This is a genomic window from Streptomyces sp. NBRC 110028, from assembly GCF_001417735.1.
Taxonomy (GTDB): Bacteria; Actinomycetota; Actinomycetes; order Streptomycetales; family Streptomycetaceae; genus Streptomyces.
Genome location: NZ_BBUZ01000022.1, coordinates 854,116 through 869,625, shown reverse-complemented (window position 1 = coordinate 869,625; position 15,510 = coordinate 854,116). Strand labels below are relative to the sequence as shown.

14 protein-coding genes are annotated in these 15,510 nt (G+C 71.9%); 5 read left to right on the top strand and 9 right to left on the bottom strand.

Annotated features, from left to right (window positions below; all coding sequences use genetic code 11):
- Together ASC60_RS04070 and ASC60_RS04065 are read right to left on the bottom strand one after the other, a co-directional pair.
- Window positions 1–795 (bottom strand): TIGR03084 family metal-binding protein, encoded by a 795-nt coding sequence (locus ASC60_RS04070; protein WP_055546659.1) that lies wholly within the window; start codon window positions 793–795, stop codon window positions 1–3.
- A gap of 142 nt (window positions 796–937) precedes the next feature.
- On the bottom strand, window positions 938–1,555 hold the full coding sequence (locus ASC60_RS04065) for a TetR/AcrR family transcriptional regulator (protein ID WP_055546657.1): 618 nt from the start codon (window positions 1,553–1,555) through the stop codon (window positions 938–940).
- An 89-nt stretch (window positions 1,556–1,644) separates the two neighbouring features.
- On the opposite strand from ASC60_RS04065, the gene ASC60_RS04060 reads away from it, so the two are divergent.
- Entirely contained in the window at window positions 1,645–2,589 is a 945-nt protein-coding gene (locus ASC60_RS04060; RefSeq protein ID WP_055546655.1) for an aldo/keto reductase, read from the top strand.
- Between the two features lie 17 nt (window positions 2,590–2,606).
- Here the strand turns inward: ASC60_RS04060 and ASC60_RS04055 are convergent, their stop codons facing one another.
- Window positions 2,607–5,441 carry an FAD-binding and (Fe-S)-binding domain-containing protein gene (locus tag ASC60_RS04055; protein WP_055547229.1) on the bottom strand — a complete coding sequence of 945 codons (2,835 nt, stop codon included), beginning with the start codon at window positions 5,439–5,441 and terminating at the stop codon, window positions 2,607–2,609.
- A gap of 200 nt (window positions 5,442–5,641) precedes the next feature.
- Between ASC60_RS04055 and serC the strand changes: the two genes are divergently transcribed.
- Window positions 5,642–6,760, top strand: a complete 1,119-nt coding sequence (gene serC, locus ASC60_RS04050; protein ID WP_055546653.1) for a phosphoserine transaminase — start codon at window positions 5,642–5,644, stop codon at window positions 6,758–6,760.
- A gap of 175 nt (window positions 6,761–6,935) precedes the next feature.
- Here the strand turns inward: serC and ASC60_RS04045 are convergent, their stop codons facing one another.
- On the bottom strand, window positions 6,936–7,967 hold the full coding sequence (locus tag ASC60_RS04045; protein WP_055546651.1) for a hypothetical protein: 1,032 nt from the start codon (window positions 7,965–7,967) through the stop codon (window positions 6,936–6,938).
- Between the two features lie 316 nt (window positions 7,968–8,283).
- On the opposite strand from ASC60_RS04045, the gene ASC60_RS04040 reads away from it, so the two are divergent.
- Both ASC60_RS04040 and ASC60_RS04035 read left to right on the top strand, forming a co-directional pair.
- Window positions 8,284–8,787 carry a Trp biosynthesis-associated membrane protein gene (locus tag ASC60_RS04040; RefSeq protein ID WP_055546649.1) on the top strand — a complete coding sequence of 168 codons (504 nt, stop codon included), beginning with the start codon at window positions 8,284–8,286 and terminating at the stop codon, window positions 8,785–8,787.
- Between the two features lie 185 nt (window positions 8,788–8,972).
- Window positions 8,973–9,971 (top strand): aldo/keto reductase, encoded by a 999-nt coding sequence (locus ASC60_RS04035; RefSeq protein WP_055546647.1) that lies wholly within the window; start codon window positions 8,973–8,975, stop codon window positions 9,969–9,971.
- 193 nt (window positions 9,972–10,164) lie between these two features.
- Here ASC60_RS04035 and thpR read toward each other — a convergent pair whose 3' ends face one another.
- The 4 genes from thpR to ASC60_RS04015 all read right to left on the bottom strand — a co-directional run bounded on the left by thpR (window position 10,165) and on the right by ASC60_RS04015 (window position 14,235).
- The gene (thpR, locus tag ASC60_RS04030; RefSeq protein WP_055546645.1) at window positions 10,165–10,728 is read right to left on the bottom strand and encodes an RNA 2',3'-cyclic phosphodiesterase; all 564 of its coding nucleotides are present in this window, start codon (window positions 10,726–10,728) and stop codon (window positions 10,165–10,167) included.
- Between the two features lie 68 nt (window positions 10,729–10,796).
- Window positions 10,797–12,161, bottom strand: a complete 1,365-nt coding sequence (locus tag ASC60_RS04025; RefSeq protein ID WP_055546643.1) for an MFS transporter — start codon at window positions 12,159–12,161, stop codon at window positions 10,797–10,799.
- 30 nt (window positions 12,162–12,191) lie between these two features.
- The gene (locus ASC60_RS04020; RefSeq protein WP_055546641.1) at window positions 12,192–12,659 is read right to left on the bottom strand and encodes a MarR family winged helix-turn-helix transcriptional regulator; all 468 of its coding nucleotides are present in this window, start codon (window positions 12,657–12,659) and stop codon (window positions 12,192–12,194) included.
- Window positions 12,660–12,759: 100 nt separating this feature from the next.
- On the bottom strand, window positions 12,760–14,235 hold the full coding sequence (locus ASC60_RS04015) for an NCS2 family permease (RefSeq protein ID WP_055546639.1): 1,476 nt from the start codon (window positions 14,233–14,235) through the stop codon (window positions 12,760–12,762).
- A gap of 191 nt (window positions 14,236–14,426) precedes the next feature.
- Here ASC60_RS04015 and ASC60_RS04010 point away from each other — a divergent pair, with 191 nt between their 5' ends.
- A complete protein-coding gene (locus ASC60_RS04010) occupies window positions 14,427–14,684 on the top strand; it encodes a DUF2530 domain-containing protein (RefSeq protein WP_055546637.1) in 258 nt (85 codons plus the stop codon).
- Between the two features lie 28 nt (window positions 14,685–14,712).
- Here ASC60_RS04010 and ASC60_RS04005 read toward each other — a convergent pair whose 3' ends face one another.
- The gene (locus ASC60_RS04005; protein ID WP_055547227.1) at window positions 14,713–15,471 is read right to left on the bottom strand and encodes a hypothetical protein; all 759 of its coding nucleotides are present in this window, start codon (window positions 15,469–15,471) and stop codon (window positions 14,713–14,715) included.
- Window positions 15,472–15,510: the final 39 nt, after the last annotated feature.

Below are 15,510 nucleotides of genomic sequence, written 5' to 3'. Positions count from 1 at the left end.
TCACGCGGCGCCCCCGCCCGGCTTCCGGCCCGGGCCCGGTGGTCCGGCGAAGGCCTGGGCGATGTTCAGCCAGTGGTCGGCGTCGGGCCCCTCGGCCCGTACGGCCAGGTCGTCGCGGTGGGCGCGCTGGGTGACCAGGAGGCAGAAGTCGAGCGCAGGACCGGTGACGCGCTGGGCCGCGTCCTCGGGGCCGTACGTCCAGATCTTGCCGTCCGGGGCGGTGAGTTCGACCCGGAACTCCTCGGCCGGCGGCTCCAGCCCGCGCGCCGCGTAGGCGTACCCCCGGGCCCGTACGCCGATGCGGGCCACATGCCGCAGCCGGGCGGTCGGCGTACGGCGCACCCCCAGCGCGTCCGCCACGTCCTGACCGTGCGCCCAGGTCTCCATGAGCCGGGCCGTCACCATCGACAGGACGCTCATCGGCGGCCCGTACCACGGGAGCCGGGCGCCCGGCGGCTGCGCGGCGAGCACCCGCGTCAGCCGCTCCCGCCCCTCCCGCCACCGCCGCAGCAGCACGGCGGGCGCGTCGGCCGCCCCGCGTTCCGCGCCCTCGTCGACGAACCGCTCCGACGCGGCGAAGGCCTTCCGCACCTCGTCCGCGAACCCCTCGGGATCTTCCGCCGCCTGCACCACCCGTGCGTCGGTCCAGGCGAGGTGGGCGATCTGGTGCGCGATGGTCCACCCGGCGGCGGGCGTCGGCGCGGCCCACGCCGCGTCGGACAGCCCGGCCACCAGGCCGTCCAACTCCTCTCCTTCGGCGCGCAGTTCGGCGAGCAGAGCTTCCGTCTCGGACACGCGGGACTCCCGGTCGTGATGCGATGGTGCGGAGCGTCGGGAGCGAGCGTGGCAGCGCGGCACAAAACAATCAAGCGTGCTTGCATGATTTTCGGACGGCCGAGCCCCATCCGGTGGGGCACGAACGCGCCGCGGCCGGGGGTCAGTCGGCCGCCGTCGGCCGCAGCGCGTCCATGACGAGGTCGATCAGCCGTCCGGTCTGCTCGGGGGCGCTGTCGACGGTCCCGGCGGCGAGGAAGATCCCCATCAGCATCAGAACGGCATCCTCCGGTTCGACGTCGGCGCGGAGTGAGCCGGCTTCGGATCCGGCGGCGAGGAGCGCGGCAATGGCGGCGGTGACGCGCTCCCGGGTGGCCGGCGTGGCGATCCGCCCCGAGGCCCACCCCGCCCGGAGCGTGTCGAGCATGCCGCGCTTCGTCGCGACGAACGCGGCGTAGCGCTCCATCCACGCCCGGAGCGCCGCGTCCGGCGGAAGTTCGTGGAGCAGGGCGGGAACGCTGCCGGTGACGTCGTCGAGTTCGGCGGCGTACACGGCCTCCACCAGGTCTTCGCGGGTCGGGAAGTGCCGGTACAGCGTGCCGATGCCGACACCGGCCTCGCGGGCGATGCCTTCGAGCGTGACGGCACCGCCGGCGGCCGCGAACGCGGCCCGGGCGACCCGGACGAGCCTGTCGCGGTTGCGCAGTGCGTCGGCACGGGGGGCGCGGGCGCCGCGCGGCTTCCCTCCGGGACCGGCTCCTGTGGTGGCGTCGGAATCCAAAGCGGAGGCACCTCCGGTAAAAGTGCTACAGTCGATGAAGCGGAGCTTCCTCCGCTTCCTTATCGTCTCATGCGGAGGGGATCTCCCCCATGACCACGAGCAGCACTCCCTCGCCCCAGCTCACGGCCACCGGCGCCCCGCGCGCCGGAGGGACCGGCACCCTCGGAGGCCACACGGTCTCCCGCATCGGATACGGCGCGATGCAACTCGAACGCCTGCGCGCCGACCGCGACGCCGCGATCGCACTCCTGCGCCGCGCGGTCGAACTCGGCGTCGACCACGTCGACACCGCCCAGTTCTACGGCAACGGGTTCGTCAACGGGGTCATCCGCGACGCGCTGCGCCCCGAGGACGGCGTGCTGATCGTCAGCAAGGTCGGCGCCGACCCGGACCCGGGCGGCACCCCTCCGCTGCGTCTCGCCCAGCGGCCCGAGGAGCTGCGGGCGAGCGTCGAGGACAACCTCGTATCCCTCGGCCTCGACCGGATACCGGTGGTGAACCTGCGCCGCACGGACACCGGGCCGGGCGTGCGGGCCGAGGGCGGCCAGGTGGTCGACCTCGACGATCAGCTCGCCGTGATGGTCGCGCTGCGGGACGAGGGCAAGATCGGCGCGATCGGCCTGAGCGCCGTCACCCCGGACGGACTGCGCCGGGCCCTTCCCGCCGGTATCGCCTGCGTCCAGAACGCCTACAGCCTGGTGTCGCGCGAGGACGAGGAGCTGCTGCGGCTCTGCGCCGAGCAGCGGATCGCCTGGGTGCCGTTCTTCCCGCTCGGCGGCGCCATCCCCGGCTTGCCCAAGGTGAGCGACGCCCCGGCCGTCACCGCCGCCGCCCGGTCCCTCGGCCGCACCCCCGCACAGATCGGCCTCGCCTGGCTGCTCCACCACGCGCCGAACACGCTGCTCATCCCGGGCACCGCGGACGCCGGCCACCTGGAGGCGAACATCGCCGTCGGGGAGATCGAGCTCGACGACGCCACACTGGCCGCACTGGACGCCGTCGAGTCACGGTCCAACGACATCGCCCTCGGCTGAGGAGAGCGCCGGGGTCATCACCGCCGGGGCAGCCGCTCCGCCAGGACCTCGGCCAAGTGACGGGCCGGGCGTCCGCCGTCGAGCTGGTCCAGTTGGGTGCGGCAGGAGAAGCCGTCGGCCAGGACCTCGGCGTTCTCCTCGGCGTTGCGCACGGACGGCAGCAGCTGGTCTTCCGCGCAGGCCACCGAGACGTCGTAATGGCCCGCCTCGAAGCCGAAGTTGCCCGCCAGGCCGCAGCAGCCGCCGCTCAGCTCGCCGGTCAGGCCCGCGCGTTCGCGCAGGCGACGGTCGGCGGCGTCGCCGAGGACGGCGTGCTGGTGGCAGTGGGTCTGGCCGACGACCGGGCGGTCGACCTTCGGGGGCTGCCAGTCGGGGGCGTACTCCTCCAGGGTCTGGGCGAAGGTCCGCACGGAGTCGGCGAGGCGGGCGGCGCGGGGGTCGTCGGGGCCGAGGAGTTCGGGGAGGTCGGTGCGCAGGGCGGCGGTGCAGCTGGGTTCGAGGCCGACGACGGGCAGACCGGCGTCCAGGGCCGGGGCCATGACGTCCAGGGTGCGCCGCATGACCGCGCGGGCGCGGTCGAGTTGGCCGGTCGAGACCCAGGTCAGGCCGCAGCAGACGGGTTTGGGGGGTACGACGACCCGTAGCCCGGCCGCCTCCAGTACGCGTACCGCCGCCTGGCCGGCCGAGGGGGAGAGGTAGTTGGTGAAGGTGTCCGGCCAGAGCACGACGGTGCGGCCCGTCTCCGGACCGCGGGGGACACCGCGCGCGTGGCCGCGCCACCACCGGGTGAACGGCTCGCGGGCCAGCTCGGGGATGTCGCGTTCGGGGGCGATGCCGCCCGCGCGCTTGGCCACGGCGGACAGGAAGCCGACGCCGGACGCCGCGTTGGCCACCGGGGCCGCCCGCAGGAGGGCGGCCGCCCGGAGCCAGACCGGGAGCCAGCCCATCGCGTAGTGGGCGGCGGGGCGCACCCGGCCCTCGTAGTGGTGGTGCAGGAACTCCGCCTTGTACGTGGCCATGTCCACCCCGACCGGGCAGTCGCTGCGGCAGCCCTTGCAGGACAGGCACAGGTCGAGCGCGTCCCGTACCTCCTCCGAGCGCCAGCCGTCGCGCACCACCTCGCCCGCGAGCATCTCGTGCAGCAGCCGGGCGCGGCCGCGGGTGGAGTGCTGTTCCTCGCCGGTCGCGCGGTACGAGGGGCACATCACGCTCGCGCCGGACACCGCCTCGTTGCGGCACTTGGCGACGCCGACGCAGCGGCGCACGGCGGCCGAGAAGTCGCCGCCGTCGTGCGGGTAGCCGAACTCGACGTCGACCGGGCGGCGCGGCAGAACGTCGAAGCGCAGGTCCTGGTCGAGGCGGCGGGGGCGGGCGAGGACGCCGGGGTTGAGGCCGCCCGCCGGGTCCCACAGGTCCTTGAAGCGGCCGAAGAGCCCGACCATCTCGTCCCCGTACATGCGCGGCAGCAGCTCGGCGCGGGCCAGGCCGTCGCCGTGTTCGCCGGAGAGCGAGCCGCCGTGGGCGACGACGAGGTCGGCGAGGTCGGTGGAGAAGTCGCGGAAGACCCGCACCCCGGCCTCGCGCATCAGGTCGAAGCCGATGCGGACGTGGATGCAGCCGTCGCCGAAGTGCCCGTACGGGGTGCCGCGCAGCCCGTGCTGGGTGAGCAGGGCGCGGAAGTCGCGCAGGTAGGCGCCGAGCCGGGCGGGCGGCACCGCGCAGTCCTCCCAGCCGGGCCAGGCCTCGCTGCCGTCCGGCATGCGGGTGGCGGTGCCGGAGGCGTCCTCGCGGACCCGCCACAGCGCGCGCTGCCCGGCGGGGTCGGCGACCACGGTGTGGTCGGTGGTGGCGTGCGCGGCGGCACGCGCTATCTCCTCCGCGCGGGCGTACGCCTCCTCGCGCCCCGCGCCGCCGACCTCCACGAACAGCCAGGCACCGCCCTTGGGCAGCCCCGAAGCGCCCACGACCAGGTCCGCGGCCATGCCCTCGACGGTGAGCGGCCCGTACGGCAGCAGCGTGTGCGCGGCCTCGGCCGCCGCGGACTCGTCGGGGTACCCGAGCACGGCGAGCGCCCGGGCGGCGGGCGCCTCGACGAGCCGCACGGTCGCCTCGGTGAGCACGCCGAGAGTGCCCTCGCTGCCGGTGAGGGCGCGGGCCACGTCGGCGTTCTTCTCGGGCAGCAGCTCGTCCAGGGCGTAGCCGGAGATGCGGCGGGGCAGCTCGGGGAAGCCGGTGCGCAGCAGCGCCAGATGGTCACCGGCGAGGGAGCGCATGCCGTCGCGGAGCCGGGCGGGGAGCGCGTCGAGCCCCTGGGCGGCGCGGACCCGCTCACCGCCGTACGTCAGGACGTCCAGCTCCCGGACGTTGTCGGCGGTGGTGCCCCAGGCGACCGAGTGCGAGCCGCACGAGTTGTTGCCGATCATGCCGCCGAGGGTGCAGCGGCTGTGGGTGGACGGGTCGGGGCCGAAGGTCAGGCCGTGCGCGCCCGCGGCGGTCCGCAGCTCGTCGAGGATCACGCCGGGCTGGACGACGGCGGTTCGCCGCTCCGGGTCGAGGGAGACGATGCGCCGCATGTGGCGGGTGAAGTCCAGGACGACGCCGAGCCCGGTGGCCTGCCCGGCGATGGACGTGCCGCCGCCGCGCGCCACCACCGGCACCCCGCGCTCCCGGCAGACGGCCAGCGCGCCCGCCACGTCGTCCGCGTCGCGCGGCGCGACGACACCGGCCGGCACGCGCCGGTAGTTCGACGCGTCCATGGTCATCAGGGCCCGGCTCGCCGCGTCGAAGGAGACGTCCCCACGGACGGCTCGGCGCAGCGCCTGCTCCAGTTCGTCTGCCTCGTGCTCAGCCATGTCCCCATGGTCCACGGCGAGGGGCCCGATGGATACGCCCACACTGTGCCGCAAGACCATGATCATGGATCACTGTGCACGGGAGGCTCCGGGGCGCCGGTGTCAACATGAGGCCGCTCACGGTCCCCTTCCGTGGACGGATCGTCTCAGCGAATGGACTCCCCGCTGAATGCCGGGTTGGGACGGATTAGGCTGCGGGCGTGGCTGAGATCCGGATTCCCGAAGACATCAAGCCCGCCGACGGTCGCTTCGGCGCAGGCCCCTCCAAGGTGCGTACCGAGGCACTCAGTGCCCTCGCGGCGACCGGCAGTTCCCTGCTGGGCACCTCCCACCGGCAGGCCCCGGTCAAGAACCTGGTGGGCAAGGTCCGCGACGGCGTGCGGGAGCTGTTCCAGCTCCCCGAGGGCTACGAGGTCATCCTCGGCAACGGCGGCTCCACCGCCTTCTGGGACGTGGCGACGCACGGCCTGATCGACAACAAGTCCCAGCACCTGTCCTTCGGCGAGTTCTCGTCGAAGTTCGCGAAGGCGGCCAAGCTCGCGCCGTGGCTGGACGAGCCGACCGTGATCTCCTCCGACCCCGGCACCCACCCGCAGCCGCGCGCCGAGGCGGGTGCGGACGTCTACGCCCTCACCCACAACGAGACCTCGACCGGTGTCGCGATGCCCATCCAGCGGGTGGCCGGGGCCGACGAGGGATCGCTGGTGCTGGTCGACGCCACGTCCGGGGCGGGCGGTCTGCCCGTGGACATCGCCGAGACGGACGTCTACTACTTCGCGCCGCAGAAGTCCTTCGCCTCGGACGGCGGCCTGTGGATCGGGGTCTTCTCCCCCGCCGCGCTGGAGCGCGCCGCCCGGATCCACGGTTCCGGCCGCCACGTCCCGGAGTTCTTCTCGCTGCCGACCGCGATCGACAACTCGCTGAAGAACCAGACGTACAACACCCCGGCGCTCGCGACCCTCTTCCTGCTCAACGACCAGCTGGAGTGGATCAACGGACAGGGCGGCCTGGACTGGGCCGTGCGGCGCACCGCCACCTCCTCGCGCACCCTGTACGGCTGGGCCGAGGAGTCCAAGCACGCCACCCCGTTCGTCACCGACCCGGCCAAGCGGTCGCAGGTCATCGGCACGATCGACTTCAACGAGGACATCGACGCCGCCGCGATCGCCAAGGTGCTGCGCGCCAACGGGATCGTGGACACCGACCCGTACCGCAAGCTGGGCCGCAACCAGCTGCGGGTGGCGATGTTCCCGGCCGTCGACCCGGCCGATGTCGAGGCGCTGACCGCCTGCGTGGACTACGTCATCGAGCACCTGTGAGGCGTGCGGTCCGAGGCGGCCTGAAGCGGTCTGAAGCGACCTGAAGAAGGCTGAAGAAGGCTGAAGCGGTCCGCAGAAGGCTGAAGAAAACTGAAGCGGCCTGAAGCGGTCCGGAGAAGACCGAAGGAGTACGGGCCCGGGGCGTATCGCCCCGGGCCCGTACCGTGCTCGGCTCCTACGACGACGGGCGGCGGCGGACCAGCCGCCGCAGCCCGAGGAACAGCACCAGCGCGCCGCCGAAGGTGAGCGCGGCCTTCACCAGGTTGCCGTTCTTCTCGGCCTCGGAGCTCTGCCGCTTGCCGTCGGGGCGCGAGGAGTACTCCCCGTCCTTCTTCTGCTTCTTCGCGGTCGCGTCCGGCAGCAGCTCCCCGCCGAGGTCCACCGCGGTGACCTTGCTGCTCGGGCCCTCCGTGCCGTACATGAGGGTGCCGCCGTCGGGGGTGAAGGTCACCGACTCGCCCTGGCGCTGGAGCGGCAGCCCCGGCTCGTCCTTGAGCTCCTGGAGTGGCCGCGGCTTGCCGTTCCGCCAGCGGTACTCGGAGGCCGAGAAGTAGCCGCGGAGCACCAGCCTGCTGCCGTCCGGGGCGAAGGCGCCGTCGGTGACCTCCATGTCGAGGCCGGCGACCCGGCGGAAGACGTTGGTGCCCTGGGGGGAGAGCGTGGCGGGCGCCTCGTACAGCCCGGGGTCGTCGTCGCTCTTGCTGGCGATGTAGACCCGGCCGGTCTTCGGGTGGACCATCATCGCCTCGGCGTTGCGCGGCCCGCCCTGGTACTGGACGGTGAACTGGGTGGCGGTGACCGTGGTGTCCTTGAGGACCTTGGGCTCGGGGAAGCGGTAGATCCATACGTGCGGCCAGGTGCCGCCGAGGTTGTCGCCGATGTCGCCGACGTACACATTGCCGTCGGGGCCTATCGAGATGGCCTCCACGTCCCGGGGGCGTCCTATGCCGCGCAGGGTGACCCGGGCGACCGTCTTTCCGGTCCTGCTGTCCACGGCGTAGACGTACGCCCCGTCCGAGCTGTCGTTGTGCGTCCAGTAGACGCCGGGGTGGGCCCGGCTCGCGGCGAGCCCGCTGGACTCGGTGATGCGGGGGTCCTCGATCGTGAACGAGGACGGGGACGAGTCGTCGGCCACCGCGGGAGCGGGGGTGGCGACGGGCAGAGCCGCCAGCACGGCGGCACCGAGGACGTACGGAAGCGGACGCATGGGCCCAAGCCTGCCATCCCGGCGGGGCGCGAACGGCGCGATACGGCCGCCGGGGCACGGTGGCGCGGCCGGACCGCCTCATGAATCACGGGAAGAATCACGGGCCGATAACGTACGTAAATCATTCGTGGCGACCGGGCCGGGTAAATAACCCGCGGATTATTTGAATCCATCCGGGGATTATCTGCGCCGGAAATTTATCGGGCATTGACGGCATAGCGGACGGGGGCATTGCTTTCCAGAATGGCCGCCTCTACGGTTTCTACCCATGAGCGAATACAGCCATTCCTCTGATGCGCAAACCGCGCCACCGCCGATGCATTCCGCCGGCACCCCGGCCGGAGGCACGGCGGCCGCACCGCCGAAGAAGTTCGCGGTGCTCGGGGCCGTCGGCGCACTTCTCGCGCTGGCCGGCTCCTGTGTGAACTGGGTGGTGTCGACCTCCGACGCGGCCGACGGGGGCGTCAAGGGCATCGACGGCGACGGCATCATCACGCTGATCATCGCCCTGGCCGGGGCGGTGCTCATGCTCGCCGCACTGGCCACCAGGAAGGGCGTGGTCTACCTGATCGGCGCGGCCACCGGCGTCGCCACGGCGATCGTCCTCGCCATCAACATCGCGTCCCCCGAGCGCCTGCTCGCCCAGAAGCTGCAGGACGAGGAAGGGGTGTCCGCGAAGGTCGCCGAAAAGGCGGCGGAGCAGGCCGCGAAGCTGTACGACCTCACTCCCGGGCCCGGAATCTACATCGCCCTCGCCGGTGCCCTGATGATTCTGGTCTTCGGTGTCCTCGGATTCATGAAGACCCGCTCCGGACGCTGAGAACAACCACCATTCCGGAGATTCTGGTAGCCCGCTTTTTGACCGCGACGGGGGGCCAAAAAGCGGGCCTCCAGACTTTCCGGAATACGGCGTCCAGCGCCCGGCAGGCAGCGACGGACAGACAGCGACCGGCAGGCCCGGGGCGGCCCTTGATTAGAGCGCACTCCAAGGGATTGGCTGGGGGCATGGAGTACACGCAGCTCGGACGTACCGGCCTCAAGGTCAGCCGACTGGTCCTCGGCACCATGAACTTCGGCCCGCAGACCGATGAGGCCGACAGCCACGCGATCATGGATGCCGCGATCGACGCGGGCATCAACTTCTTCGACACCGCCAATGTGTACGGCTGGGGCGAGAACAAGGGCCGCACCGAGGAAATCGTCGGAAGCTGGTTCGGCAAGGGCGGCGGACGGCGCGAGAAGACCGTCATCGCCACCAAGGTGTACGGCAACATGGCCGCCGACGGCGAGCCCTGGCCCAACACCGACAAGCTCTCCGCGCTCAACATCCGCCGGGCCGTGGACGCGAGCCTCAAGCGGCTGGGCACCGACCACATCGACCTCTACCAGTTCCACCACGTCGACCGCGCGACCCCGTGGGACGAGATCTGGCAGGCCATCGACGTCCTCGTCCAGCAGGGCAAGATCCTCTACGTCGGGTCCTCCAACCACGCGGGCTGGCACATCGCCCAGGCCAACGAGACGGCCCGGCGCCGGAACTCCTACGGCCTGGTCAGCGAGCAGTGCCTGTACAACCTGGCCGAGCGGCGCGCCGAGATGGACGTGATCCCGGCCGCGCGGGAGTACGGCCTCGGCATCATCCCCTGGTCCCCGCTGCACGGCGGGCTGCTCGGCGGCGCGATCCGCAAGGAGCGGGAGGGCGGCGCCGGTGCCCGCACCTCGGGCGGGCGCGCCGCGGACGCGCTGAAGAACCCGGCCGTGCGCGAGCAGGTCCAGGCCTACGAGGACCTGCTCGACAAGCACGGTCTGGAGCCCGGCGAGGTGGCCCTGGCCTGGTTGCTGACCCGCCCCGGGGTCACCGGTCCCATCGTGGGGCCGCGTACCGCCGAGCAGCTGGCCTCGGCCGTACGGGCGTCCGAGCTGACGCTGAGCGACGAGGTACTGAGCGGGCTGGACGAGATCTTCCCCGGCCCGGGGCCGACGCCGGAGGCGTTCGCCTGGTAGCCGTGTCCGTACCGCCGTACGGAGGGGGTGTGACCGTGTGCGGTCACACCCCCTGCCGGTGCGGGTCTCCACCCCGGCGGCTCATCCTCCGAAGACGGCCGCGACGGCCACCACGACGAGGATCATCACCAGGGCACCACTCATGATCATGTTTCTGGTCTTCGGGTCCACACCCCGAGGTTAGCCGGGCCGCTCAGCCGCCCAGCGGCCAGGCCGCCACCACCTCGTACCGCGGCTGCGCCCCGGGCACTCCGGGGGCCGGCGGATGGCTGCGGACCAGGCTCAGCTCCCGCACTGTCCAGTCGCGGCCCGCGAAGCCGGTCAGGCCCTCGGCGAACGGCGCGAGGCCGGTGGTGGAGCGGTTGCGCGCGACGGTCAGGTGGGGGTGGTACGGGCGTTCGTGGTTCACGTCGATCCCGACGCGGCGGGCCCCCGCGGCCGCGGAGTCGGCGAGCCCCCGCAGGACGGTGCGATCGCCCTCCACGCCGGCCCACAGGGCCCGGTCGGCGAACCGGCCGCCGCCCGCCAGCCGCAGCCGGTGGGGATGGTGGCGGTGGGCGGCGCGGGCCAGCCGGGTCGCCAGCTCGGGGCGGACGTCGTCGCTGACCTCACCGTAGAAGGCCAGGGTGAGGTGCCAGCCGGTGCGCTCGGTCCAGCGGAGGGCGTCCGCGCCGGGCAGCCGGTGCAGTGCGTCGACCCGTGCCCCCAGCTCGGTCAGGACCGGATCGGGGGGCAGGACGGCGGCGAAGAGTCTCATCGGATGAGGCTTCCCCCGGCCCGGCCCGCCCCGAAACCGCGCCCGCACGGGCAGCGGCCCGGCGGCCGTCACGCCGCCGGAGCCAGCCGCTCCTCCGGCACCCGCGGCACGAAGGCCACATGCGGATGGCCGCGGCGCAGATCCACCTTGAGGCGGAGGCCGCCCGCGCGGGCCAGGGCGAGGCCCACCCCGACCGCGGCGGCGGCCGAGATCAGCCCGCCGAAGGCGAAGCCGACCCGGGCGCCCCAGGTGTCGGTGACCCAGCCGATGAGCGGGCCGCCGATGGGCGTACCACCGACGAAGACCATCATGAACAGGCTCATCACCCGGCCGCGCATCGCCGGGTCGGTGGCGAGCTGGACGCTGGAGTTGGCCGTGACGTTGAAGGTCAGGCTGAAGATCCCGACCGGCACCATCAGCGCGGCGAAGAGCCAGAAGTACGGGGTCACCGCGGCGGCCACCTCCAGCACGCCGAACAGCAGCGCCGCGCCGACCAGCAGCCGGCGGCGGGTGGTGACGCGGCGGGCGGCGAGCAGGGCGCCGGTGACCGAACCGGCCGCGATCAGGGTGTTGAGCAGGCCGTACGTACCGGGCCCGGCGTGGAAGACATCGTCGGCGAAGGCGCTGAGCCAGATCGGGAAGTTGAAGCCGAAGGTGCCGATGAAGCCGACGAGGACGATCGGCCACAGCAGATCGGGGTTGCGGCCGACGTAGGCCAGGCCCTCGCGCAGCTGGCCCTTGCCGCGCGGCGCGCGCTTGACCGGGTGCAGCTCACCTGTGCGCATCAGCAGCAGGCCGATGAGGGGGGCGCCGAAGGAGAGGCCGTTGATGAGGAAGGCCCAGCCGCTGCCGACCGCGGTGATCAGGACACCGGCGACGGCGGGGCCGATCAGCCGGGCGGACTGGAAGTTCGCGGAGTTGAGGCTGACCGCGTTGCGCAGGTCGCGGGGGCCGACCATCTCGTTGACGAAGACCTGACGGGTCGGGTTGTCGACGACGGTGACCATGCCCAGCAGGAACGCGATCAGGTAGACGTGCCAGACCTGGACGTGTCCGCTCAGGGTGAGGGCGGCGAGCGCCAGACCGCACAGGCCCAGCGCGGCCTGGGTGACCAGCAGCAGCTTCCGCCGGGGGTACCGGTCGGCGATCACGCCGCCGTACAGGCCGAAGAGCAGCATGGGCAGGAACTGCAGCGCGGTGGTGATGCCGACCGCGGTGGAGGAGCCGGTGAGGCTCAGAACCAGCCAGTCCTGGGCGATCCGCGACATCCAGGTGCCGGTGTTGGAGATCACGGCACCGGTCGCGAAGAGCCGGTAGTTGCGGACCCTGAGTGAGCGGAACATGCCGCCCTTTTCGGGGGCCGCCGTGGTGTCGGCGGAAAGGGAGTCGGTGTGCGGTGCGGGTGCGGAGTCTGCTCCGGGTCCCGTACTCAAGCTCGTTCGCCTCCTGGCTGCTCGGTTGTCTCACTCCATGTGCGCGAGCTTCTCCAGGACGGGCGCGGCGGCGCGCAGCCTCTCCCACTCGTCCTCGGACAGCTGCCCGACCAGTTCGCTCAGCCAGGCGTTGCGCTTGCGCCGGCTCTCTCCGAGCATGACCTCGGCCCGCTCGGTCGGCGACACGACCTTCTGCCGCCGGTCCTCCTGGTGCGGCTCCAGCCTGACCAGTCCCTTGGCCTCCAGCAGGGCCACGATGCGGGTCATCGACGGCGGCTGGACGTGCTCCTTGCGGGCCAGCTCGCCGGGGGTGGCGGAGCCGCACCCGGCGAGGATGCCCAGCACCGACATCTCCGTGGGGCTCAGCGACTCGTCGACGCGCTGATGCTTCAGCCGTCGCGACAAGCGCATCACTGCTGACCGCAGAGCGCTCACCGCGGCCGCGTCATCGAGGGGCGCCTCCGTCGTGGACGACGGCAGACGGGACGGATCCGGCATGGTCTTTAGCATAACTCATTACCTCGCCTAATAAAAACCTCGATACAGGTGTCCTCGCTCACTCACCCATACGAGTGAGCCAGGGCACCGGCACACCGGATCACACGACGCCGAGCGCCTGCTCGATCGGGTGGAGCAGGAAGTAGACCAGGAAGCACAGCCCCACGGCGGCCAGCAGCCACGGGATGTCCCGGACCCGCCGGGTCGCGACACGCAGCAGCAGGTACGACAGCACGCCGAGGCCGATGCCGTTGGTGATGCTGTAGGTGAACGGCATCGAGATCATGGTCAGGAAGGCCGGGACCGCGATCGTGGCGTCGCTCCAGTCGATCTCCTTGACGTTCGCCGCCATGATCATGAAGCCGACGACCACCAGCGCGGGGGTCGCGGCCTGCGACGGGACGACCTTCGCGAGCGGGGTGAAGACCAGCGCGAGCAGGAAGAGACCGCCGGTCACCACGTTGGCGAGGCCGGTGCGCGCGCCCTCCCCGACACCCGCCGTGGACTCCACGAAGCAGGTGTTCGCGGAGGCCGAGCCGAAGCCTCCGCCCGCGACCGCGACGCCGTCCACCATCAGGATCCGGCCCATCCCGGGCAGCTGGCCGCGCTCGTCCGTCAGCCCGGCCTCCTCGCCGACACCGATGATCGTCCCCATCGCGTCGAAGAAGCCGGACAGCAGGACGGTGAAGACGAAGAGGCAGCCGGTGAGGACGCCGACCTTGTGGAATCCGCCGAAGAGGCTGATCTGGCCCACGAGCCCGAAGTCCGGGGTCGCCACCAGGGTGTCCGGCACGTCGGGCACGGTCAGACCCCAGTTCGCGTCCGGAGTGGAGGTGACGGCGTTGATCGCGATCGCGGCCAGCGTCATGACCACGATGCCGATGAGGATCGCGCCCCGGGTCTTGCGGACGACCAGGACGAACGTGAGCGCGAGACCGGCCACGAAGATCAGCACGGGCCAGCCCTGGAGCTTGCCCTCGATGCCGAGGCCCAGCGGAACGGTGGTGTGCGCCGCGTCCGGGTTACGGGTGACGAAGCCGGAGTCGACCAGGCCGATCAGGGCGATGAACAGGCCGATGCCGATCGCGATCGCGCGCCGCAGCCCGCCGGGGATCGCGTCCATCACCCGCTGCCGCAGCCCGGAGGCGACCAGGACCATCAGCACCACACCGGCGAGGACCACCATGCCCATCGCGTCCGGCCAGCTCATCTTGGGCGCGAGCTGGAGCGAGACGACCGCGTTGATACCGAGGCCGGCGGCGAGGGCGATCGGGACGTTGCCGATGACGCCCATGAGCAGCGTGGTCAGGCCCGCCATCAGGGCGGTCGAGGTGACCAGCTGGCCGTTGTCCAGATGGTGGCCGTACATGTCCTGACCCGATCCGAGGATGATCGGGTTCAGCACGATGATGTACGCCATCGCAAAGAACGTGGCCAGACCGCCGCGGATCTCCCGGGACGGGGAGGAACCGCGCTCGCTGATCTTGAAGAACCTGTCGAGGAAGGGCGGGTGGTTCATGGGCGGTGTCGGTGCCTGCTGTGCGGCATCGACCGGCTCGCTGGCCGAGGGAGACATGGACGGACCCCAGTGGTGGTGAACTCGTGAAGCGGGCCTCTTGGAGGATCGCACAGGACATTCCACCCGGACCCAGAACGGTTCAGTATGAATATATAAATCGCGGATCGCCAAACCGCGTGCCGCGCCCCGGCCCTCCCACGCCCACCGCGCCGCCGAGGCCCCGACCAGCACCCCCGTAAGCTGGACCCATGACGAAGTGGACACCCCGGCACGAAGCGCCTGCACCCCTGGAAGGCAACGTCGTCGCCACCATCACCGGCGGCACCATCGTGTGGTTCGTCCTCTTCCTCGCCCAACTCCCGTTCTACGGCTGGTACGCCGACCACGGCCATCTGTGGTGGCTGTGGACCTGCCTGACCGGCGGCGGGCTCGGGCTGCTGGGCATCTGGTACGTACGGGCGCGGGACGCGGCCATCCGGCGCTCCCCGGAGAGCGACACCGGCTGAACCGCGCCCCGCGCCGTCATGCCGTGTGTTACCTCACATCCACGTAGTCGCCGCCCGCCTTGACCGGCGGGGTCGTGCCGGTGCCCGCGAAGTTCCAGCGGAACCAGCCGTCCTGGGCCGCCTTCACGGTGGTCTTGAGCGCGCCCCGGCTGCCGGAGGTCACCGTCTTGACGGCGGTGTAGGCGGAGCTGTCCGCCTTCCGGAACTCAAGCGTCACCGGCTGGACGGTGTAGCCCGCGAACGTGCCGGTCTCCCAGTTGGCCCGGGTCAGGGCGCCGGTGATCGTGATCGTCTCGCCCTTCCCGACCGGCTCCGGCGCGGCGTCGGCGGTCAGCTTCGCGGCGCGCCGCACGGCGAAGGACCCGGCCTTGTCGGCGCTCAGGTAGTCGCCGTCCTTGGCGTCGATCCAGACATTGGCGTACCACCGGCCCGCGACGCTGTTGTCGACGAAGTCGACCCGCGGGTCCAGGGTGAAGGTCGCCTCGCAGGTCGAGGTGGTCGGGTCGTCGGCCGCCGCGGCGCACTTCACGGCGCCGGTCGGGGTCGCGTACCCGTACGACGGGCCGTCCAGGTACACATCGGCACCCTGGATGCCCGAGTCGTCCTTCGCCGTCACCGAGACGGTGAAGGTCTTGGCGCCCGAGGTACCGAGGACGGCGTTGCCCACGGCCACCTTGGTGACCTCCGTGTCGCCGGAACCGTCCGCGTGCGCCGCCGGAACGGCGAGCCCCCCGAGAGCCGCCGCGGTCGCGGTGGCGAGCACGGCACAGGTCATGCGCTTGCGCATCTGCATCCCCCACAAGATGAAGACGGCTCCGGTGCGTTG

What these genes read in the sequence shown, in the direction of transcription:
- ASC60_RS04060 (WP_055546655.1), top strand. Translation starts at nt 1,645, where the DNA reads ATGACCACGAGCAGCACTCCCTCGCCCCAGCTCACGGCCACCGGCGCC.
- ASC60_RS04015 (WP_055546639.1), bottom strand. Translation starts at nt 14,235, where the DNA reads ATGTCTCCCTCGGCCAGCGAGCCGGTCGATGCCGCACAGCAGGCACCG.
- ASC60_RS04040 (WP_055546649.1), top strand. Translation starts at nt 8,284, where the DNA reads ATGCATTCCGCCGGCACCCCGGCCGGAGGCACGGCGGCCGCACCGCCG.
- thpR (WP_055546645.1), bottom strand. Translation starts at nt 10,728, where the DNA reads ATGAGACTCTTCGCCGCCGTCCTGCCCCCCGATCCGGTCCTGACCGAG.
- ASC60_RS04055 (WP_055547229.1), bottom strand. Translation starts at nt 5,441, where the DNA reads ATGGCTGAGCACGAGGCAGACGAACTGGAGCAGGCGCTGCGCCGAGCC.
- ASC60_RS04035 (WP_055546647.1), top strand. Translation starts at nt 8,973, where the DNA reads ATGGAGTACACGCAGCTCGGACGTACCGGCCTCAAGGTCAGCCGACTG.
- ASC60_RS04010 (WP_055546637.1), top strand. Translation starts at nt 14,427, where the DNA reads ATGACGAAGTGGACACCCCGGCACGAAGCGCCTGCACCCCTGGAAGGC.
- ASC60_RS04020 (WP_055546641.1), bottom strand. Translation starts at nt 12,659, where the DNA reads ATGCCGGATCCGTCCCGTCTGCCGTCGTCCACGACGGAGGCGCCCCTC.
- ASC60_RS04045 (WP_055546651.1), bottom strand. Translation starts at nt 7,967, where the DNA reads ATGCGTCCGCTTCCGTACGTCCTCGGTGCCGCCGTGCTGGCGGCTCTG.
- ASC60_RS04005 (WP_055547227.1), bottom strand. Translation starts at nt 15,471, where the DNA reads ATGCGCAAGCGCATGACCTGTGCCGTGCTCGCCACCGCGACCGCGGCG.